Source organism: Burkholderia territorii, from assembly GCF_001718335.1.
Lineage (GTDB): Bacteria > Pseudomonadota > Gammaproteobacteria > Burkholderiales > Burkholderiaceae > Burkholderia > Burkholderia territorii.
Window position 1 is genome coordinate 1,875,939 of the sequence record NZ_CP013366.1, and the last position, 20,177, is coordinate 1,896,115.

The window sequence follows — 20,177 nt, forward strand, 5'->3', positions numbered from 1 at the left end:
GGCGTTTTCTTATGGCGACAGCCGCGCGCGTTACGTCGCGAACGACATCGTCCGCTTGCGTTCCTGGCGCAGCATCACGAAGTTCGCGATCACCACGCCGGCCGTCACCGCGACGATGAACAGCGTCGCGAGCGCGTTCATTTCCGGGTTCAGGCCGAGGCGCACGCGCGAGAACACGACGAGCGGCAGCGTCGTCGAGCCGGGGCCCGACAGGAACGCCGACAGCACGAGGTCGTCGATCGACAGCGTAAACGACAGCAGCCAGCCCGCGATCAACGCCTGCGAAATCAGCGGCAGCGTGATCGTGAAGAACACCTTCAGCGGCGTCGCACCGAGATCGAGCGCGGCCTCCTCGAGCGACGGGTTCAGTTCGCGCACGCGCGACTGCACGATGATCGCGACGTACGAGATGCACAGCATCACGTGGCCCAGCCAGATCGTGAACACGCCGCGCTCGGCCGGCCAGCCGATCCACTTCGCCAGTTCGATGAACAGCAGCAGCAACGAGATGCCCTGGATCACCTCGGGGATCACCAGCGGTGCGTTGATCATCCCGCTGAACAGCGCGAAGCCGCGAAAGCGGCCCATCCGCGCGAGCACGAAGCCGGCCCACGTGCCGATGAACACCGACGCGAACGCGGTCAGCACGCCGATCCTCAGCGACAGCCATGCGGCCGTCAACAGTTCGTCGTCCTCCACGAGTGCCGAATACCAGCGGAACGAGAAGCCCGACCACACGGTGACGAGCTTCGACTCGTTGAACGAATAGACGATCAGGCTGATGATCGGGATGTACAGGAACGCGAAGCCGGCGAACAGCGCCGCGAACTGCAGGTAACGATTCGGCTTCATCGACGGCGGCCCTCCTGCTCCTTCGCCTGGAAGTGCTGGAACATCGCCATCGGCACGAGCAGCAGCAGCACCATCGCGCAGGTCACGGCCGACGCCATCGGCCAGTCTGCGTTGTTGAAGAATTCATTCCACATCACGCGGCCGATCATCAGCGTGTTCGCGCCGCCGAGCAGTTCCGGGATCACGTACTCGCCGACCGCCGGGATGAACACCAGCAGGCAGCCCGCGATGATCCCGTTCTTCGACAGCGGCAGCGTGATCTGCACGAACGCCTTCCATGGTTTCGCGCCGAGGTCGTACGCGGCTTCGAGCAGACGCAGGTCCATTTTCACGAGATGCGCGTACAGCGGCATCACGAGGAACGGCAGGTACGAATACACCATCCCGATGTACACCGCGTAGTTGGTGCGATACAGCTCGATCGGCGTGTGCGTCAGGCCGATCCACATCAGGAAGTTGTTCAGGAGACCGTTGTTCTTCAGGATCCCGATCCACGCGTACACGCGGATCAGGAACGACGTCCAGAACGGCAGCATCACGCCCATCATCAGCAGGTTGCGCGTCGCGGGGTTCGAACGTGCGATGTAGTACGCCATCGGATAGCCGATCAGCAGGCACAGCAGCGTCGTGATCGCGGCGACCACCACCGAATTCACGTAGGTCGCGAAATACAGGCTGTCCGACAGCAGGAATGCGTAGTGCGACAGGTTCAGCGCGATGTGCACCACGCCGTCCGCGTACGACGCGAGTTCCGTATACGGCGGAATGCCGAGCTGCAGCTCCGCGAAACTGATCTTCACGACCAGCACGAACGGCACGAGGAAGAACAGCACAAGCCACGTATACGGCCCCGCGATGACCGCCGAGCCGCCGGTCAGGTTGAAGCGCCGCACCGGCCATGCGAGCAGGGACTTGAGCGCGTTCATGACGTCAGCACCACGCCTGCGGTCGCGCTCCAGCGCACGTAGATCTCGTCGCCGAGCGCCGGCGTGTCGAGCTCGGTGATCGCGAGGCTCGACACGTTCGCGATCACCGTCTTGCCCGCGTCGAGCTTCACGTGATACAGCGAATAGCCGCCCATGTACGCGACGTTGGTGATCTTGCCGCGCGCCCAGTTGAACGCGCCTTCGGGCGGCTTGCGCGTGAGCGCGATCCGCTCGGGGCGCACCGACACCGTGACCGGCATCCCGAGCGGGCCCGTAATGCCGTGACTCACGTACAGCCGGCTCGGCAGCTCCGGCGATTCGATGTAGACATGGTCGGGTTCGTCCTCGACCGTGACGCCGTCGAACAGGTTCGTCGAGCCGATGAATTCGGCCGAAAAGCGGCTGTTCGGATATTCGTAGACTTCGTTCGGCGTGCCGATCTGCACGATCTGGCCTTCGCTCATCACGGCGAGCCGGTTCGCCATCGTCATCGCCTCTTCCTGGTCGTGCGTGACCATGATGCAGGTGACGCCGACCTTCTTCAGGATGTTGACGAGCTCGATCTGCGTGCGCTGGCGGATCTGCTTGTCGAGCGCCGACATCGGCTCGTCGAGCAGCAGCACCTTCGGGCGCTTGACGAGCGAGCGCGCGAGCGCGACGCGCTGCTGCTGGCCGCCCGACAGCTGGTGCGGCTTGCGCTTCGCGTACTTGCTCATCTGCACGAGCTCGAGCGCAGCCGCCACGCGCTCCTTCAGCTCGGCCTTCGGCGTGCCTTCCTGCTTCAGGCCGTATGCGACGTTCGATTCCACCGACATGTGCGGGAACAACGCATAAGACTGGAACATCATGTTTACGGGCCGCTTGTACGGCGGCATCTGCGCGAGGTCCTCGCCATCGATCAGGATCTTGCCCGACGTGACCGTCTCGAGGCCGGCAAGCATCCGCAGCAATGTCGACTTGCCGGAACCCGAGCTGCCGAGCAGCGCGAACAGCTCGCCCTGCCGAACCGTCAGGTTCACGTTGCGCACCACTTCGGTCTCGCCGAATTTCTTGACGACGTCGACGATCTGGACAAAGTTCTCGGCGCGCGCATCGGCGCCGGACGAAGGAACGAAGGACGGCGCGCCCGCAACCGGCACGCCCGACTGGCTATTCATGATGTGCTGCTTCTCTCCTGCGTTTGACGAACAAAGCCCCCGGGGGCACCAGGGGCTTCATGACTGCTGGCTCACTCCGGCTCGCGTCAGCGGCCCGACTTCAACTCGGTCCACAGACGCGTCTGCAGGCGCTGGATTTCAGGCGGCAGCGGCTTGAGCAGGAACAGCGTCTTCACGACGTCGGCCGGCGGGTAGACGGCCGGATCGTTGGCGACGTCCGGGCGCACGTACTTGCGGGCTTCGGCGTTCGCGCTCGGGTAGTACACGGCGTTCGTGATCGCCGCGTGCACCTTCGGATCCTCGATGTAGTTGATCCACTGCAGCGCCGCTTCCTTGTTCTTCGCGTCCTTCGGGATCGCCATCACGTCGAACCACACCGGCGCGCCGCCCTTCGGAATGTAGTACTCGACCTTGTACGGCTTCTTCGCCTCGATCGCGCGATGCTTCGCGATCACGACGTCGCCCGACCAGCCGAACGCGAAGCAGATGTCGCCGCCGACCAGGTCGTTGATGTAGCCCGACGAGTTGAACTGCGTGATGTACGGGCGGATCTTCTTGAGCACGTCCATCGCGGCCTTGTAGTCGGCCGGGTTCGTGCTCATCGGATCCTTGCCGATGTAGTGCAGCGCCGCCGCGAACATCTGGTCCGGCGCGTCGAGCACCGATACGCCGCAGGTCTTCAGCTTCGAGATGTTTTCCGGCTTGAACAGGATGTCCCAGTTGTCGAGCGGAACCTTGCCGAGCGCCTGCTGCGCCTTCGTCAGGTTGTATGCGAGACCGGTCGTGCCGTACGCCCAGGGCACCGCGTACTTGTTGCCAGGGTCCGCACCTGCGACGAGCGCCATCAGTTGCGGATCGAGGTACTTGAGGTTCGGCAGCTTCGACTTGTCGAGCGGCGTGAAGATGCCCGCCGCGATCTGCTTGCCCGCGTAGTTGCTGGTCGGCACGACGATGTCGTAGCCCGAGCTGCCCGTCAGCAGCTTCGCCTGCAGCGTGTCGTCGCTGTCGTAGTTGTCGTAGCGAACCTTGACGCCCGTCTGCTTCTCGAAGTTCGGGATCGTGTCCTTCGCAATGTAGTCGGACCAGTTATAGACATTGAGCTGCGTATCCTTCGCCGCCGCCGCCGATGCACCCACACACAGCGCAAGCGCTGCGAACCGGCCCACTACCTTTGCTTTCATCCCGTTCTCCCTCCGGCCGGACGCGTCGCCCGGCTGCCGTCTGCCTCGTCATGGCGGCGCATTCAGGCGCGCCGCCCCTCGAAAACCCCGAACGCTACCACCATTCGCGCTCCGTCACAAAAAAATCATGCCGGTGTCGCGCAAACGGAACAGATTCGCGCCGCCGGCCGCTCGCACGGCCCGCGCAGCGGGGCGCTCCGGGGGAATTCTATCGGGTAATCGGCGTCTGTCCATCGGGAAAAGAAGGCGGCCGCGAAACCGTCCGGACGGGCCGCCGCCGCACCGCCGGCATCGCGGCCGGGCCGCGTCATCCCGATGCATTAAAATGACGCCCTGACGATTCAACGCGCGAACCCTTCCGATGGCCTCCAATCTCCACGACCTGCCCGACAGCCCCTGCATCGGCGTGTGCTCGACCCTCTTCGACGAAGTCTGCAAGGGCTGCGGCCGCACGGCCGGCGAAGTGTCGAACTGGGTGTTCCTGAGCGACGACGAGAAACGCGCGGTGTGGGAACGCATCACGCGCGAAGGCACCGCGATGCGCTTTCAGTACGACAAGCTGTAAACCCGCCGGACAAAAAAAGAGCGGCATGCCGACTGCCATGCCGCCAACCCCAACTCTGTTCTTTTTCGCTCGCGTCTAGAACTTCATCCCGACGCCCACGCCCACGATCAGCGGATCGATGTGCAGCGTGCCGATGCCCTTGTCGCCGAGCGTTGCATCGGTGCTCATCCAGATCTTCTTCACGTCGACGTTCATGAACACCTTCTTCGTCAACTGCACGTCGACGCCGAACTGCAGCGCGGGACCGAAGCTGCTCTTGTTGATCGACACGCCCTCCCCGCCGACGTTGAGCCCGTTGTTGTAGAAGTACGTGTAGTTCAGGCCCGCGCCGACGTACGGCCGCACCTTGCCGGCATGATTGAAGTGGTACTGCAGCAGCAGCGTCGGCGGCAGCACGCCCACGCCGCCGAGATTGCCGAGGCTCGACGTCATCTGGTGCCGCGACGTACCGAGGATCAGCTCCACGCCGAGGTAGTCGCGGATCATGTAGGTGAAGTCGAGCTCCGGCACGATCGCGTTGTTCACGCCGGTGTTGATCGCGCCGAGCGTGTCGCTGCCGCGCTCGTTCGGCTGGATGCTGATCGCGCGCAGCCGGACCAGTACGTCACCCTGGTTGATCCCGTCGCCCGGCGACGCCGCGTGCGACAGCGACGGCATCGTGGCGAGGCTCGCCGCGACTGCGGCAGCGGTGACACATGTTCGAATCGTTTTTTGCATGATACGGACCCCTGTAGAATGTATTCCATTCTCCACGTAGGGTCTTTGGGCCGTCTTGATATCCGTCAAGCCAGCGTAAACATTGGACGGTTTGTCGCAGGCTCCGCCGCACGGCCGGTCAGCAGCAGGTCGAGCAGATCGCGCACGCTGCGGATCGCATTGCCGAACGGCAGCGCTTCGCGGCCGCGGAAGAACAACCCGTTCGCGACATCGCCGCGCAGCGCGGCTGCGAGCCGCGTGTCGATGCAGAAATGGCCGAACTTCTCGATGCCGTCGCGCAGCCCGCAGACGCTCAGGCACTCGAGCGCGGTCGGGCAGCGCTGCTTGAACGCGCCGAGCTTGTCGCGAATGCGCGTTTCGTTGCGCAGGTAGCGATCGAGCCAGGGGGTCTTCACCGCGCGCGCCGGCAGCCCCGTCACGCTCACGAATTCGACGATGTCCTCGGGCAGCGCATCGGCCAGCACGCGCTTGAAGTTCGGATGCGCATCGCCTTCCTCCGTCACCGCGAACGGCGTCCCCACCTGCACGCCGTTCGCGCCGGCCGCAAGCGCCGCACGCACGGTGTCGTGGCTGTTGATCCCGCCCGCGACGATCAGCGGGATCGCATCGCGCGCGAGGCCGAGCGACGCCATTACCTGCGCGGTCTCGTCGAGCACGCGCGCGAAATCGAAGCGCGCATCGTGCATGTCGTCGATCTGCGTGACGCCGAGATGGCCGCCAGCATGCGCGGGATGCTCGATCACGATCGCATCGGGCAGCCGGCCCTTCTTCATCCACTTCTTCAGCACCAGCGCGATCCCGCGGCTGTCCGACAGGATCGGGATCAGCGCGATGTCGTGGCCGTGCGTGAGATCGGGCAGATCGAGCGGCAGGCCGGCGCCCATCACGATCGCGTCCGCGCCTTCGTCGCACGCGACGCGCACGTAGTCCGCATGCGCGCTCACCGCCTTCATCACGTTGACCGCGATCATCCCGCGCCCTTCGCTGTACGTCTTCGCGAGGCGAATCTCGCGCGCGAGCGCGTCGAGGTTCGCGGCCTCGAGCGTCGCCCGGTCGGGGTTCGCGCGACAGCGCGCGAGCAGATCCGCGTGATGGTGGCGCAGGTCGATGCTCGCGATCGTGCCGAGCGCGCCTTCGCGCGCGACGCTGCCCGCGAGGCGGTGCGCGGAGATGCCGACGCCCATGCCGCCCTGCACCACGGGCAGCAAGGTGCGGCCGCGAATCGTGAGCGGCGGGAAGGAAGTGCGTGCGGTCATCTGAACCTCGTCGAAACATCGGAAATCGGAAACGCGATGATCGACGCATCCACCGGCGCGCACCTTGACGGCCGTCAATAAAAAAACGGCACGCGAGCGTGCCGTTGCGGGTCATGCGCTGCGAAACGCTCAGGCGGGACTGGCCGGCTTGAACTGCATCGACTTGTACTCGAGATACTCTTCGAGCCCGTACACGCCGTTCTCGCGGCCGTGTCCCGACTGCTTGTAGCCGCCGAAGGGCGCGGCGCCGTTCCACGTGCCGCCGTTGATGTCGACCTGGCCCGTGCGGATGCGGCGCGCCACGCGCATCGCGCGTTCGTCGCTGCCGGCCCATACCGCGCCGCCGAGCCCGTACGGCGAATCGTTCGCGATGCGCACGGCTTCGTCCTCGTCGCGATACGTGATGATCGACAGCACCGGCCCGAAGATCTCTTCCTGCGCGATCGTCGATTTCGGATCGACGCGGCCGAACACCGTCGGCTTCACGAAGAAGCCCTTCGTGAGCCCTTCCGGCAGGCCCGTGCCGCCGGTCACGAGTTCCGCGCCGTCGTCGATTCCGCGCTGGATGTAGGCCTGCACGCGCTGCTGCTGCGCGGCCGATGCGAGTGCGCCGAGGCGCGTCGTTTCCAGGCGCGGATCGCCCGCGACATACGCTTCGGCTGCCGCCTTGGCGATCGCGCGCGCCTCGTCGTAGCGGGCCTGCGGCACCAGCATCCGCGTGTGCGCCGAACAGGTCTGGCCCGCGTTCAGGTAGCACGCGTTCACCGTGCCCTTCACCGCCGCCGCGAAATCCGCATCATCGAGGATCACCGATGCCGACTTGCCGCCCAGCTCGAGCGCGACGCGCTTCACGCCCGCGGCCGCCAGCTCGGCCACGCGCTTGCCGGCGCGCGTCGAACCCGTGAACGACACCATGTCGACGTCCGGATCGCTCGCCAGCACCTCGCCGACCACCGGGCCATAACCGCACACGAGGTTGAACACACCCGGCGGCAGCCCCGCTTCGTGAATCGCCTCGGCGAGCATGAACGCGTTGAGCGGCGCGACTTCGGACGGCTTCAGGACGACCGTGCAGCCGGCCGCGAGCGCCGGCGCGACCTTCAGCGTGATCTGGTTGAGCGGGTAGTTCCACGGCGTGATCGCCGCGACGACGCCGACCGGCTCGCGCACGACCAGCGAGTTGCCGACCGTCGCTTCGAATTCGAACGATTCGGCGAGCTTCGCGTAGGCCTTCCAGTTGTAGATCGGGCCGCCGACCTGGATCGCGCGCGACAGCTTGATCGGCATCCCGACTTCGCCGGTGATCGACTGCGCAAGTTCCTCGCTGCGCGCCTGCAGACGCTCGACGATCTTGCGCAGATAGCCCGCGCGCGTCGCGGCCGGCGTCGCGGCCCATGCGTCGAACGCCGCGCGCGCCGCACGGATCGCGTCCTGCGCGTCCGACGCCACGCCCTCGGGAATCCGGCCGATCACGGCTTCGGTGCCCGAGTCGATCACGTCGATCGTGCCCGTTCCGGCCGGCTTGCGCCATGCACCGTCGATATAGAACTGATCGTAGATTTTCATCGCTTCCTGTCTCCCGGAAAACGGCCATTCTAACGACTGCGGCATGGCGCGGCGACGACGCGAAACGGGGCCTCGCGCGTCGCCGAACGGCCCGCGCGGACGCCAGCGATCGAGCGGCGGGCGCCCGCCGCCGGCAACCGCGGCATCCGCGCCACGCCTTGGCACCACGAGGCCGCGCCACGCGGCCACCATCGTGCTATGTTTTTACTATCGGCGCCGGCTGCTGCAGCCCGCGCCATCCGGAATCGATGCTTTCGTGAGCGCTGCCATGACCGATGCACCCAACAACCTCGGTTCGCAAGATCGCCTGGAGCTGCTGTGCTGGCTCACCTGCGGCAATCTCGGGGCGTTTTACCTGAACGAATCCTGGCCGGACGCATCGTTCCAGGTGAAGGCCGCGCACCGCTGGCTCGACCGCCACCATCGGCAATGCGATTGGCTCGCGATCGCGAAGCTGGCCGCGCTGGCACAGGACATCGCCAAGCGGCACGCCGATTTCGTCGACGCGTCGTGGGCGCGCGACGCGGTCGAGGAAATCGTCGATACCGACGATCTCGACTACCGGGCGAAGCTCGTGCAGTGGGTGTACGACGACTGCTGCAAGGCGCTCGCCGACAAGCGACTGGCCGACTGACCGCTCGCGCACGCGCGAGCGCCGTTGCGCGCCGTCACGCGATCGGCAACCGCTGCGTCGACTTCAGCTGCCGCAGCGACAGGTTCGACCGAATGCTCAGCACACCGGGCAGTTTGCGCAGCACCCGTTCGACAAAGTGACTGTAGTCGTCGAGATCGGCTGCCACCACCTGCAACAGGAAATCCGCCTCGCCGGTCGTGTTGTCGCACGCGAGCACGTTGGGGCTGGCCTGGATCAGGCGCTCGAACTCGGCCGTCACTTCTTCGCCGTGCTGCGTGCAGACGATCTGCACGAACGCCATCACGCCAAACCCGAGCTTTCTGCGGTCGAGCCGTGCGTGATATCCCGCGATCAACCCCGCCTCCTCCAGCCGCCTGAGGCGGCGCCAGCAGGACGTCTCGCTCAGCGAGAACGCTTCGGCGAGTCGCGCATTCGACACGCGCCCGTCCTGCTGCAGCATGTCGAGCATGCCGCGATCGATCCTGTCGAGTTGTTCCATGAAAATTCCTTGCGGCAATCGCGCGATGATCGCAAGGCTATCTCACAAACCGCCGCTTCTCAATCGAAAAACGAAAGATAAACCCGTTTCTGCCACGATATATTGAAAGAGTCATTCGACTCAGGAGGAGATCGTGAAAGCAGTTATCTATGAAGCGTTCGGCGCCGCGCCGCGGCTGATGAACGTCGACGATCCGACGCCGGCACCCGACGGCGTCGTGATCGAAGTGAAGGCGACCGGCGTGTGCCGCAGCGACTGGCACGGCTGGATGGGGCACGATCCGGACATCGTGCTGCCGCATGTGCCGGGCCACGAACTGGCCGGCGTCGTGGTCGCGACCGGTGCGGCCGTCACGCGGTGGAAAGCCGGCGACCGCGTCACGGTGCCGTTCGTCGCCGGCTGCGGCCGCTGCCCGGAGTGCCACTCGGGCAACCAGCAGGTCTGCGAGCAGCAGTTCCAGCCGGGTTTCACGCACTGGGGCTCGTTCGCCCAATACGTCGGCATCCATCACGCGGACCTGAATCTCGTGCGCCTGCCCGATGCGCTCGACTTTCCGACCGCGGCAAGCCTCGGATGCCGCTTCGTGACGTCGTTTCGCGCGGTGGTCGACCAGGGCTGCACGTCCGCCGGCCAATGGGTCGCCGTGCACGGCTGCGGAGGCGTGGGTCTGTCGGCGATCATGATCGCGCATGCGATCGGTGCGAACGTCGTCGCGATCGACATTTCGGACGAGGCGCTCGCGCTCGCGCGATCGGTCGGCGCAGCGGCGACCGTCAATGCGTCGCAAGTCGCCGACGTCGTCGATGCGGTCAGGGAAATCACACGCGGCGGCGCACACGTGTCGCTCGATGCGCTGGGTCATCCGACCACCTGCTTCAATTCGATCAGCAATCTGCGCCGGCGCGGCAAGCACGTGCAGGTCGGGCTGATGCTCGGTGAGCATGCGACACCGGCCGTGCCGATGAGCAAGGTCATCGCGCACGAGCTGGAGATTCTCGGCAGCCACGGGATGCAGGCGCATCGATACGACGCGATGCTCGACATGATTCATGCCGGCACGCTCGCGCCGAGCCGGTTGATCGGCAAGGAAATCAGTCTCGGCCAGTCGATCGACGCGCTGATGAACATGAACCGGTTCGAAGGCGCCGGCGTAACGGTCGTGACGGACTTTTCGGACTGACGCGGCCGGGCGTTAACGCCGGCGATGGCGACAGCGTGCTTCCGTCGCCGTCGCCGCGGCTGCCTGTTCCGCGTTTTGCATTTCGCGCACGAACGGTTCGCAACGCCCATTCGCCATGGATTCGACGATGCTCGACGGGTGGCCGCGCCCGGATGCGAAAAAGCCCGCCAGGCTTGCGCGTGGCGGGCTTCCGGTACATCAGATCGGGCCTGGCAGCCCGGGCAATTACTCCTGCCCCTGGCTCGCGAGGAAATCCTCGTAATTGCCGCCGAAGTCGAACAGCGTGCCGTCCGTGCGCACTTCGATGATCCGGTTCGCGAGGCCGCTGACGAATTCGCGGTCGTGCGACACGAAGATCAGCGTGCCTTCGAACTGCTCGAGCGCGATCTGCAGCGACTCGATCGACTCCATGTCCATGTGGTTGGTCGGCTCGTCCATCAGCAGCACGTTGTGGCGGCCGAGCATCAGCTTGCCCCAGATCATGCGGCCCTTCTCGCCGCCGGACAGCACCTTCACCGACTTCTTGATGTCGTCGGACGAGAACAGCAGGCGGCCCAGCGTGCCGCGCACCATCGTTTCGTCGTCGCCGTCCTTGCGGTACTGGTCGATCCAGTCCATCAGCGTGATGTCGTCCGGGAACTCCTCGTACGTGTCCTGCGGCATGTAGCCGACATTCGCGTTCTCGGACCACTTCACCGTGCCGTGATCGAGCGGCAGCGCGCCGAGCAGCGAGCGCAGCAGCGTCGTCTTGCCCGCGCCGTTCTCGCCGATGATCGCGATGCGCTCGCCCGGCTGCACCGACAGGTTGAAGTTCTGGAAGATCGTGCGCTCGTACTTCTTCGTGATCTCTTCGGCCACCACCGCAACGTTGTGCAGCTTCTTGTCGAACTCGAAGCGGATGAACGGGTTCTGGCGCGACGACGGCTTGAATTCCTCGATCTTGATCTTGTCGATCTGCTTCGCGCGGCTCGTTGCCTGGCGAGCCTTCGACTTGTTCGCCGAGAAGCGGCGCACGAAGTCCTGCAGCTCGGCCACGCGCTCCTTCGCGCGCGCGTTCGCCGCGGCCTGGCGCTCGCGCGCCTGTGCCGATGCGAGCATGTAGTCGTCGTAGTTGCCCGGCCAGACCTTCAGCGTGCCGTAGTCCATGTCGGCCATGTGCGTGCACACCGAGTTCAGGAAGTGACGATCGTGCGAGATGATGATCATCGTCGAGTTGTACTCGTTGAGCGTGTGCTCGAGCCAACGGATCGAGTTGATGTCGAGGTTGTTGGTCGGTTCGTCGAGCAGCAGCACGTCCGGCTTCGAGAACAGCGCCTGCGCGAGCAGCACGCGCAGCTTCCAGCCCGGTGCGACGTCGGCCATCGTGCCGTTGTGGAACTTCTCCTCGATGCCGATGCCGAGCAGCAGCGCTCCCGCGCGCGCCTCGGCGTCGTAGCCGCCGTATTCGGCGAACTTGCCTTCGAGTTCGGCCGCGTGCATGTAGTCGTCGTCGGTGGCTTCCGGATTCGCGTAGATCGCGTCGCGCTCGGTCATCGCGGCCCACATCTCGGTGTGGCCCATCATCACGACGTCGAGCACGCGCACGTCTTCATACGCGAACTGGTCCTGGCGCAGCTTGCCCAGGCGCACGTTCGGCTCGAGCGCGACGTTGCCGGCGCTCGGCTCGAGGTCGCCGCCCAGGATCTTCATGAAGGTCGACTTGCCGCAGCCGTTCGCGCCGATCAGACCATAGCGGTTGCCCTCGCCGAATTTGACCGAGATATTCTCGAACAAGGGCTTCGGCCCGAATTGCATCGTGATGTTGGCAGTAGAAAGCACGGCAGGTCCCGTAAGAGAGAAATCGACGGAAAACCGTGTATTTTAGCAGGTGTCGGAGAAACTGCCGACCACCCCGATCCGGCCCCGCCAGCCGGGCCGGCGCGTACGGCACCGACCCTGCCTCGCCCACGTCACTTGCCGGCCTTCACCGCCGCCTTCTGCGCCGCCTTGGCCTTCATCTGCCCGAACAGCTCCGAGCACGGCACGTCGCGGTTGTTGCTCGGCGCGATCAGCGGAATCAGCGCCGCGAACGGGTTGATCAGGCCCAGCCCGACCATCGCGCCGGCGCGCAGCGCGAGCGCGCCGGCATCGACACCGACCTTCGGGTTCTTGAACGTGCCCTTCGCGTACAACGGCGAGCGCAACGAGAAGACACGGAAACCCTTCGTATGCGGATGGATCTTCAGATCGAGCGATTCGTCGCGCAGGTTGATCGGACCGTCGACGTTGATCAGCGCGTCGTCCGTATCGAGCGCGAACACCTTCGGCTCGAGCATGCCGTCGTTCGCGACGAAGTCCATCGCCGCGCAGTTGATGTTCACGTCGCGGGTGCCGAACAGCTTTTCGTACACGACGTTGGCGACGTTCAGGCCAGCCGCCTCCATCAGCAGCAGGCTGATGCGGCCATTCGTGACGAGCGCCTTCACTTCGCCGGTCGATGTCGCCGCGAGCGCGGCCGGCGAGTTGCCGGTCGCCGACAGCGACGCGTCGCCGTTGATTTCGCCGAGCGCGGTCTGCATCACCTTCTGCGTCGGGAACAACTGCTTGAGCCTCAGGTGACGCGCGGCCAGCGTAAAGCGGCCCTTGAGCGGCGTGCGGCTGCCGTCGAGCTGCGCGTTCGTCGCGAGCGTGCCGCCGGCGACGCCGAACTGCAGCGGTTCGAGCGACAGCACGCCGTCCTGCAGCAGGATGTGCGTGTACAGGTTCGTGATCGGCAGCTGTGCGCTCTTGACGAGCTTGCGCCCGGTGAACTTCACGTCCGCGTCGATCGCGCTCCAGCGCTCGGTGCGGAACGTCGCGACCGGCAGCACGCGGTCCGGCGGCTGGCGCGTCGTGTCGCCGCGCTTGGCCTTGCTCGCGGCCGAGTCGGCGCCGATGACCGGCGCAAGATCGGAGAACTGCAACAGATTCGACACGAGTTCGCCCGACAGCTTCGGCCGCGGCTCGCGCTGCGCCCAGGTGAGCGTACCGCGCAGGTCGCTGCCGCCGACGCGGCCGTTGAAGTCCTCGTAGCGGAACGTGCTCGCGTGCTGCTTGATGTTGCCGATCAGGCGCCCCTCGGTCGCATACGGCGGCGTGTCCGGCAGCGTGATGCCGGTGATCTGGTAGAGGTGCGACATCGACGTGCCCTGCAGCCACAGACGCAGGTCCAGTGCCGCGAGATGCGTCGGGTCGGTGAGCGTGCCGACGATTGCGAGCCTCGTGTCGCCGGCCTTCACGTCGGCCTGCAGCGGGAACGGTTGCGTCGTGTTCTCGAGCGCCAGCACGCCGCCCACCTTGCCGGTGCCGCTGATCGGCACGTTCTTGTACCGGCCGTCGACCTTGAACCCGAACGCATACGTCGGGCCCGCCGGCTTCGCGGGCGCAGCGGCGCCCGACGCACCGGACGCACCGCTCGCGCCGGACGCCGTTGCGGCCTTCGACGCGGACGAACCCGAAGCAGCCGGCGCGGCAGAGGACGCACCCGGCGCCGCCGCGGCCGATGCCCCGCTCGTGCCTTGCGCCGCCGACGCACCCGACGCGGCCTCGGCCTTCGCCTTCGCGCTCATTCGCGCGGCACCGCTCTTGCCGATGCGCTGCGCCGATGCCGCGCGCGACGTTTGCTCCTGCTCCTTCAGCACGTCGCCCAGCGGAATCGGCTGGCCGAGCGTATCGATCGCGACCGTCAGATCGGCCTTCGTGATCGCATCGCGATACGTGACGACGCCCTTCGCGAAGCCGAAGCTGTTGAGCCGCACCTTCCACGGCGACGGCTGCGACGACTGCTTGAACTGGAAAGTCCACGTATTGCGGCCGTCGGCGAGCCGCTCGAGGTCGACGGCAGGATTGACGACGTTGATCGACGGAATGACGATTTCGTGCGCGAGGAGCGGAAGAATCGCGAGATCGAAATGCGCGGCATCGAGCGTGACGAACTTGGGCCCTTTCGCCCAGTCGGGGTTGCCGATCTCGAGCTGCGTGGCGGAGAAGCTCGGCCAGGGCACCCATGCGCGCCAGCCGGTCTCGCCGTCGGGGCGGCGCCAGCCGACCTTGAGATCGCCGTTGATCGCGAACGGGCGGCCAAGTGCGGTACTCACATGTTCGTTGACCCACGGTTTCGCGCGGTTCCAGTCGAACGTGACGATGAAGATGCCGGCCGCCGCGATGATCAGTGCGACGATACCGACGATCCAGGCAGCCGATTTGCCGATGGCTCGTGCTAGCGTCATGGCGGTTCCGTTGTTGTTCTGCAAAGTTTGCACGCCATGTCGGGCCACTTGCGTGAGCGAACGAAGCACGACACCGGCGGCTTTTCAATGGGTATTATGGCGCACGCCGCGGCAACGCTTCGGCGCCGTTAACGCTTTTTTTCATCTGTGACATGACAGCCTCGAACGGCATCATCGATGCGCAGCACATTACGCGCCGCGACGCCAGCAGCGGCAAGACGCTGCTCGCGCCGACCGATTTCAGCCTCGCCGCGGGATCGCGAATTGCTATCACGGGACCGTCGGGCTCCGGCAAGAGCGTGCTGCTGCGCGCGCTCGCGCTGCTCGACCCGCTCGACGGCGGTCATATCCTGTGGCGCGGCAAGCGGATCAGGCGCGCGGCAATTCCGCGCTACCGGCGCAGCGTCGCCTACGTGCGCCAGCGGCCCGCGCAGATGGACGGGACCGTCGAAGCGCAATTGCGCTATCCGTATTCACTCGCGATCTATCGCGACGTGACGTTCGACCGCGCCCGCGCGGAAGCGCTCGCGGCACGCGCCGGTCGCGGCGCCGATTTCCTCGACAAGCGGGCGAGCGAACTGTCGGGCGGCGAAGCGCAGATCGCCGCACTTCTGCGCGTGCTGCAGCTCGACCCCGACGTGCTGTTGCTCGACGAGCCGACGTCCGCGCTCGACCCCGACTCGACGCGCGCGATCGAAGCGCTCGTCGGCGCGTGGTTCGATGCGGCATCCGATGCACGCGCGTACATGTGGATCTCGCACGATCCGGCGCAAGCCGCGCGGATCGGCACGATGCGGCTCGTGATGCAGGCCGGCGTGCTGCACGCCGCGAACGCGACGGAGGCGCAGCCATGAGCCCGGCACTCCAGGACCTGAGTCTCGTCGACGTCGGCATCGCCGCCGCGCTCGTCGCGGTCAACGGCGCAATCTCGGCCGCGCTGTCGCTGGGCCTCGGGCGCAAGCTCGCGCTCGCCGCCGTGCGCACCGTCGTGCAGTTGCTGGCGATCGGCTACGTGCTCGGCTGGGTGTTCGGCCATCCGCACTGGACCGTCGTGCTGCCGCTCACCGCGCTGATGACGCTCATTGCAGGCTTCGCGGGCGCCGGCCGAGGCAAGCGCACCTATCGCGGACAGCGCGTCGACAGCATCGCGTCGATCTGGTTCAGCAGCTGGTTCGTCGCAGCCGTCGGCCTGTTCGTCGTGATCCGCATCCATCCCTGGTACACGCCGCAATATGCGATCCCGATCCTCGGGATGATCCTCGGCAATACGCTCACGGGCGTGTCGCTCGGCGTCGAACGGATGATGGAAGAACTGACCGCACGACGCGACCGCGTCGAGACGGCGCTGGCGCTCGGTGCGACACGCTGGGAAGCCGCGCAGGACGCCGCGCGGCAGGCCGTGCGCGCGGGCATGCTGCCGACGCTCAACCAGATGGCCGTCGTCGGCGTCGTGAGCCTGCCGGGCATGATGACCGGCCAGGTGCTGGCGGGCCAGTCGCCGCTGCAGGCCGTGCGCTACCAGATCGTGATCATGTTCCTGATCGCCGCGGCGTCCGCGCTCGGCACCGTTGGCGCGGTGCTGATGACGTATCGCCGGTTGTTCTCGGCCGATCACCGCTTTCTTGCATCGCGCCTCGAGGAACGCGCGCATTGACCGGCGCCGCCGCGATCCCCGCGGCATCCGCGTGGCGTGCGCTCAGCGCGCGGCGCGGCGTTTGCCGATGGCCTGACGCAACGCGGCCGTGACGTCCGCGTCGGGCGCCAGCCCGTCGACGGACGCGACGAGCCGCACCGCGCGCGGCGTCGTCACATAGGCCTGCGCACCGACGTAACCGCCGCTGCCGGCCGAGCGCGTCGTGACGACGAGCGCCTGCGGCGCACGCGCGCCGAGGTCGGCCGTGAATGCATCGGCGACGGTGCCGTCGCGCGCATGCAGCACGCCCGTTACGTAGTCGTCCGTATCGAAGCCCGGTGCGGCATGCGCGGTCGAATACACGCGCACCGCATAACTGCCGGTCGAGCACGGTTCGAGCGCGCCGCTCGACACGACGGCAATCTGCTGTCGCGACGGCAGTTCGACCTTCTTCACGAAGCTGCAATCGTCGGCCGCCTGCGCATGGGCGGCAACGAACGCAGCAGCCGACAGCAGCACGCGCATGCAATGTTTCATGGAATGTCGTTCAGGGAAGATGGAGAATGCGGCAGGATAACGTGACATCCGCGTGACGTCACGCAGACCGCCGCGCGCGTGTGGCCGCGCTGCCGGGCCGCACCAGGCGTACCAGGCGTGACGAGATCGAAGGTCCGTCGGTGGAAAGGTCCGACGCGCGCGCCACGAAACCGCCACGCGCAACCATGCCCGAATCGCGTGAATGCGCACCGCGACTGGTTGCGCGCGCACCGGGTGCGTCACCGGCCCGCGCGCCCGCTCAGCGCTTGATCGACACTGTCACCTTCGTGCCGTCGCTCATCGTGACGGACTTGGACCCGCCATTGGTCGAAATCGACACCCACTTGACCTGGCTCACCGACACGACGTCCGGGCACTGCAGCGACTTGCCGCCCGCGCTCACGTTGCGCGCGCCTTTCGGCGCGGCAGCCTGGAAGCTCATCTGCACGTTCGCGATGCCCTTCGCGTCGACCGACGGCGCGAGCCGCACCTGGGTCTGGCGCACCATCGCGCCGTTCGCGTCGCGCGGCAGGTTGTCGGCGTTAGGACAACCGTCAGGCATCGCGACCGCGCCGCCCGGCGGCACCGACTTCCAGTTGAAGTCGTCCGTTTCGCCCGAGCGGATCTTGCGGGTCTCCTGCGTATTGCCGAAGGTCTTCGAGTCGACCTTGACGGTGTATTCGAGCTGCCCCGTGCCGCCGCCCTTCAGGCTGCCCTTGACCGGCGGCGCCGCGAATACGCTCGCGCTCACGCACGCCGCCGCGAACACGGCAGACCACGATACGGCGACTGACAAGCTGCGATGGCTCATGCTGACCTCCTTGTAATGCGGCGGCACGCGCGTGCCGCGCGGTTTTCGATGCATGATGCGTCGTCAGTCTACCGCCAAGCGGCATGCAGTGCGCCGCAAACGCATCGGGTGTTACCCCGCTTGCGTTCGCGACGCCCTATCCCGTACGGGCGAGCTCGCGTGTCGGAAAAACGCAGGGCCGCGTCGAGGTTTCCGCCGCGAAGGAAGTCCCTTCGTCGGCCGGGCGAAAAGCAACCGGCCCGGAAGCACTCAGAAGCCGCTGAGCACCAGCTTGCCGATCGCACGCCCGGCCTCGAGCAGCTGGTGCGCGCGCCGCAGGTTCGCAGCGTTGATCGGGCCGAGCTGCTCGCCGAGCGTCGTGCGCAGCGTGCCGCCGTCGACGAGCCTCGCCACCTCGCTCAGGATCTTGTGCTGCTCGATCATGTCCGGCGTCTCGAACATCGCACGCGTGAACATGAACTCCCAGTGAAACGCGGCGCTCTTCGCCTTCAGCAACTCGACCGGAATCGGCTGGTCGTTCTCGACGATCGTGCAAATGCCGCCCTGCGGCCGGATTATTTCCGCCGCGGCAGGAAAATGACGATCCGTGTCGTTGAAGATCAGCACGTAGTCGACGTTCGCATGGCCGATTTCGCGCAGTTGTGCAGGCAGGTCGCCGAAATGGTCGACCACGTCGTCAGCGCCGAGCGAGCGCACCCATTCGGCCGATGCCGGCCGCGACGCGGTCGCGATCACGCGCAGCTTGCCGAGCGTCTTCGCCAGCTGGATCGCGATCGAGCCCACGCCGCCCGCGCCGCCGATGATCAGCACCGACTTGCCCGCGTCCGCGCCCTGCGGCGATACGCGCAGCCGGTCGAACAGCGCCTCCCACGCGGTCAGCGCGGTGAGCGGCAACGCGGCCGACGCCGCGAAGTCGAGCGAGCGCGGCTTGATCGCCGCGATCCGCTCGTCGACCGTGTGGAATTCGCTGTTCGCGCCGGCGCGCGTGATGCTGCCCGCGTAGAACACCTCGTCGCCGGGGCGGAACATCGTCACCTCGGCACCGACCGCGACGACCGTGCCGGCCGCATCCCAGCCGAGCACGCGCGGGGTTTGCTCGACCTGCGGCTTCGGCGCCCGCACCTTGGTGTCGACCGGGTTCACGGAGATCGCCTCGACCTTCACCAGCAGGTCGCGCGGGCCCGGCACGGGTTGCGGCAGTTCAACGTCGACGAGCGCCTGCGGGTCGTCGATCGGCAGATAACGGGTCAGTCCAACGGCTTTCATCACGAAACTCCTTCACGATAATCGGGCGGGCCGCGGCGCGACCCCTTGCATGCCATCGTAGGCTGCCCGATCCTTCGAGAAAACCGCTATATTTCCTGAAACATTTTCAGGAATTTCAGAACAATGGCATCCGATCCGATTCCGGCCCCCGACAAGCCGCTCGACCTGCTCGACGTCGGCCTGTTCGTGCGCGCGGCGCTGCTCGCGAACGTCAGCGCGGCCGGCCGCGAATTCGGCGTGTCGGCCGCGGTCGCGAGCGCGCGCATCGCGCAGCTGGAACGCCAGCTCGGCGCGCGGTTGCTGCATCGCACCACGCGCCGCATCAGCCTCACGCAGGACGGCGAGGTCTTCATGGCGCGCGCCGAGGCGCTGCTGTCGGCGGCCGACGCCGCGCGCGCATCGGTCGGTCGCGGCCGCAGCGAGCCCTACGGACGGCTGAAGGTGTCGATGTCGTCGTCGTTCGGACGCCAGCACGTCGCGCCCGTGATTCCCGCGTTCCTGCGGCGCTACCCGTCCGTGTCGCTCGACCTGCGGCTGTCCGACGAGATCGTCGACCTGGTCGACGACGGCTACGACGTCGCGATCCGCCTCGGCGCACTGAAGGACTCGACGCTGGTCGCGCGCAAGCTCGCCACGAACCGGCGCGTGCTGTGCTGCTCGCCCGCGTATCTCGCCGAACACGGGATGCCGCGCCACCCGGCCGACCTCGCGCAGCACGAATGCGTGATCCTCGGCGACCAGCGCGACTGGTCGTTCGTCACGCCGCAGGGCCCGCTCACCGTGCGGGTCGGCGGCCGCCTCGTCGCGAGCAACGGCGAGGCGATCCGCGAGGCGCTCGTGGACGGCTTCGGCATCGCGATCAAGTCGACCTGGGACGTCGGCCCGCTGCTCGCGAGCGGCGCGCTCGTCACGGTGCTCGACGACTACCCGTTCGCGAACGACGTCGCGATCTGGGCCGTCTATCCGAGCCGCGCGCACGTGCCGCTCAAGACGCTCGCGTTCATCGCGTTCCTGGCCGAGCATTTCGGCGATCCGCCGTACTGGGATCGCGCGGACGCACGCTAGGCGCCATCCCGTGAGCAGAGCATGCGGCGGCCCCGGCCGGGCATCGGCGGCAATCCGGTCGCGCGCGGACACCAACCGGCTACAA

19 protein-coding genes are annotated in these 20,177 nt (G+C 66.5%); 6 read left to right on the forward strand and 13 right to left on the reverse strand.

All coding sequences use genetic code 11. The features are described 5' to 3' along the window. Positions 1-30 precede the first annotated feature (30 nt). From WS51_RS19230 to WS51_RS19245, 4 genes are all read right to left on the reverse strand, one after another. Complete coding sequence (locus tag WS51_RS19230) at positions 31-852, reverse strand: ABC transporter permease subunit (protein ID WP_059451412.1); 822 nt, start codon at positions 850-852, stop codon at positions 31-33. Continuing rightward, positions 849-1,778, reverse strand: coding sequence for an ABC transporter permease subunit (locus WS51_RS19235; RefSeq protein ID WP_069229659.1), 930 nt, complete (start codon positions 1,776-1,778; stop codon positions 849-851). Before WS51_RS19235 ends, WS51_RS19230 begins: the two co-directional genes overlap by 4 nt. Then, the gene (locus WS51_RS19240; protein ID WP_059451414.1) at positions 1,775-2,935 is read right to left on the reverse strand and encodes an ABC transporter ATP-binding protein; all 1,161 of its coding nucleotides are present in this window, start codon (positions 2,933-2,935) and stop codon (positions 1,775-1,777) included. The genes WS51_RS19235 and WS51_RS19240 overlap by 4 nt, the downstream gene beginning before the upstream one ends. Before the next feature lie 86 nt (positions 2,936-3,021). Further along, positions 3,022-4,116 (reverse strand): polyamine ABC transporter substrate-binding protein, encoded by a 1,095-nt coding sequence (locus tag WS51_RS19245; protein ID WP_059544735.1) that lies wholly within the window; start codon positions 4,114-4,116, stop codon positions 3,022-3,024. Positions 4,117-4,477: 361 nt separating this feature from the next. Between WS51_RS19245 and WS51_RS19250 the strand changes: the two genes are divergently transcribed. Beyond that, the gene (locus WS51_RS19250; RefSeq protein ID WP_027784516.1) at positions 4,478-4,681 is read left to right on the forward strand and encodes a DUF1289 domain-containing protein; all 204 of its coding nucleotides are present in this window, start codon (positions 4,478-4,480) and stop codon (positions 4,679-4,681) included. Between the two features lie 75 nt (positions 4,682-4,756). On the opposite strand, the gene WS51_RS19255 is transcribed toward WS51_RS19250, so the two are convergent. The 3 genes from WS51_RS19255 to WS51_RS19265 all read right to left on the reverse strand — a co-directional run bounded on the left by WS51_RS19255 (position 4,757) and on the right by WS51_RS19265 (position 8,220). Beyond that, a complete protein-coding gene (locus WS51_RS19255) occupies positions 4,757-5,398 on the reverse strand; it encodes an OmpW/AlkL family protein (RefSeq protein WP_059451416.1) in 642 nt (213 codons plus the stop codon). Positions 5,399-5,463: 65 nt separating this feature from the next. Next, complete coding sequence (locus tag WS51_RS19260; RefSeq protein WP_059451607.1) at positions 5,464-6,654, reverse strand: NAD(P)H-dependent flavin oxidoreductase; 1,191 nt, start codon at positions 6,652-6,654, stop codon at positions 5,464-5,466. 129 nt (positions 6,655-6,783) lie between these two features. Continuing rightward, the gene (locus WS51_RS19265) at positions 6,784-8,220 is read right to left on the reverse strand and encodes an aldehyde dehydrogenase family protein (protein ID WP_059849096.1); all 1,437 of its coding nucleotides are present in this window, start codon (positions 8,218-8,220) and stop codon (positions 6,784-6,786) included. A 268-nt stretch (positions 8,221-8,488) separates the two neighbouring features. Here WS51_RS19265 and WS51_RS19270 point away from each other — a divergent pair, with 268 nt between their 5' ends. Further along, the gene (locus WS51_RS19270) at positions 8,489-8,854 is read left to right on the forward strand and encodes a hypothetical protein (RefSeq protein ID WP_059451418.1); all 366 of its coding nucleotides are present in this window, start codon (positions 8,489-8,491) and stop codon (positions 8,852-8,854) included. A gap of 34 nt (positions 8,855-8,888) precedes the next feature. On the opposite strand, the gene WS51_RS19275 is transcribed toward WS51_RS19270, so the two are convergent. Next, complete coding sequence (locus WS51_RS19275; RefSeq protein ID WP_059451419.1) at positions 8,889-9,353, reverse strand: Lrp/AsnC family transcriptional regulator; 465 nt, start codon at positions 9,351-9,353, stop codon at positions 8,889-8,891. A gap of 133 nt (positions 9,354-9,486) precedes the next feature. Between WS51_RS19275 and WS51_RS19280 the strand changes: the two genes are divergently transcribed. Continuing rightward, the gene (locus tag WS51_RS19280) at positions 9,487-10,533 is read left to right on the forward strand and encodes a zinc-dependent alcohol dehydrogenase family protein (protein ID WP_069229660.1); all 1,047 of its coding nucleotides are present in this window, start codon (positions 9,487-9,489) and stop codon (positions 10,531-10,533) included. A gap of 225 nt (positions 10,534-10,758) precedes the next feature. Here the strand turns inward: WS51_RS19280 and WS51_RS19285 are convergent, their stop codons facing one another. Continuing rightward, the gene (locus tag WS51_RS19285) at positions 10,759-12,351 is read right to left on the reverse strand and encodes an ABC-F family ATPase (protein ID WP_059451421.1); all 1,593 of its coding nucleotides are present in this window, start codon (positions 12,349-12,351) and stop codon (positions 10,759-10,761) included. Between the two features lie 131 nt (positions 12,352-12,482). Beyond that, positions 12,483-14,780 (reverse strand): AsmA family protein, encoded by a 2,298-nt coding sequence (locus WS51_RS19290; protein WP_069230018.1) that lies wholly within the window; start codon positions 14,778-14,780, stop codon positions 12,483-12,485. A 152-nt stretch (positions 14,781-14,932) separates the two neighbouring features. Here WS51_RS19290 and WS51_RS19295 point away from each other — a divergent pair, with 152 nt between their 5' ends. Together WS51_RS19295 and WS51_RS19300 are read left to right on the forward strand one after the other, a co-directional pair. Further along, positions 14,933-15,634, forward strand: coding sequence for an ABC transporter ATP-binding protein (locus WS51_RS19295; RefSeq protein WP_059849098.1), 702 nt, complete (start codon positions 14,933-14,935; stop codon positions 15,632-15,634). Further along, a complete protein-coding gene (locus WS51_RS19300) occupies positions 15,631-16,434 on the forward strand; it encodes an ABC transporter permease (RefSeq protein WP_059502150.1) in 804 nt (267 codons plus the stop codon). The genes WS51_RS19295 and WS51_RS19300 overlap by 4 nt, the downstream gene beginning before the upstream one ends. Before the next feature lie 42 nt (positions 16,435-16,476). Here WS51_RS19300 and WS51_RS19305 read toward each other — a convergent pair whose 3' ends face one another. The 3 genes from WS51_RS19305 to WS51_RS19315 form a co-directional block, all read right to left on the reverse strand. Then, positions 16,477-16,950, reverse strand: a complete 474-nt coding sequence (locus tag WS51_RS19305) for a PliI family lysozyme inhibitor of I-type lysozyme (RefSeq protein ID WP_059502152.1) — start codon at positions 16,948-16,950, stop codon at positions 16,477-16,479. A gap of 259 nt (positions 16,951-17,209) precedes the next feature. After that, positions 17,210-17,761: a DUF6013 family protein gene (locus WS51_RS19310; protein ID WP_059951909.1), complete on the reverse strand. Its 552-nt coding sequence runs from the start codon at positions 17,759-17,761 to the stop codon at positions 17,210-17,212. 249 nt (positions 17,762-18,010) lie between these two features. Further along, positions 18,011-19,027 (reverse strand): zinc-binding alcohol dehydrogenase family protein, encoded by a 1,017-nt coding sequence (locus WS51_RS19315; protein WP_069229661.1) that lies wholly within the window; start codon positions 19,025-19,027, stop codon positions 18,011-18,013. A gap of 123 nt (positions 19,028-19,150) precedes the next feature. Between WS51_RS19315 and WS51_RS19320 the strand changes: the two genes are divergently transcribed. Beyond that, positions 19,151-20,092, forward strand: coding sequence for a LysR family transcriptional regulator (locus WS51_RS19320; protein WP_059502156.1), 942 nt, complete (start codon positions 19,151-19,153; stop codon positions 20,090-20,092). Positions 20,093-20,177: the final 85 nt, after the last annotated feature.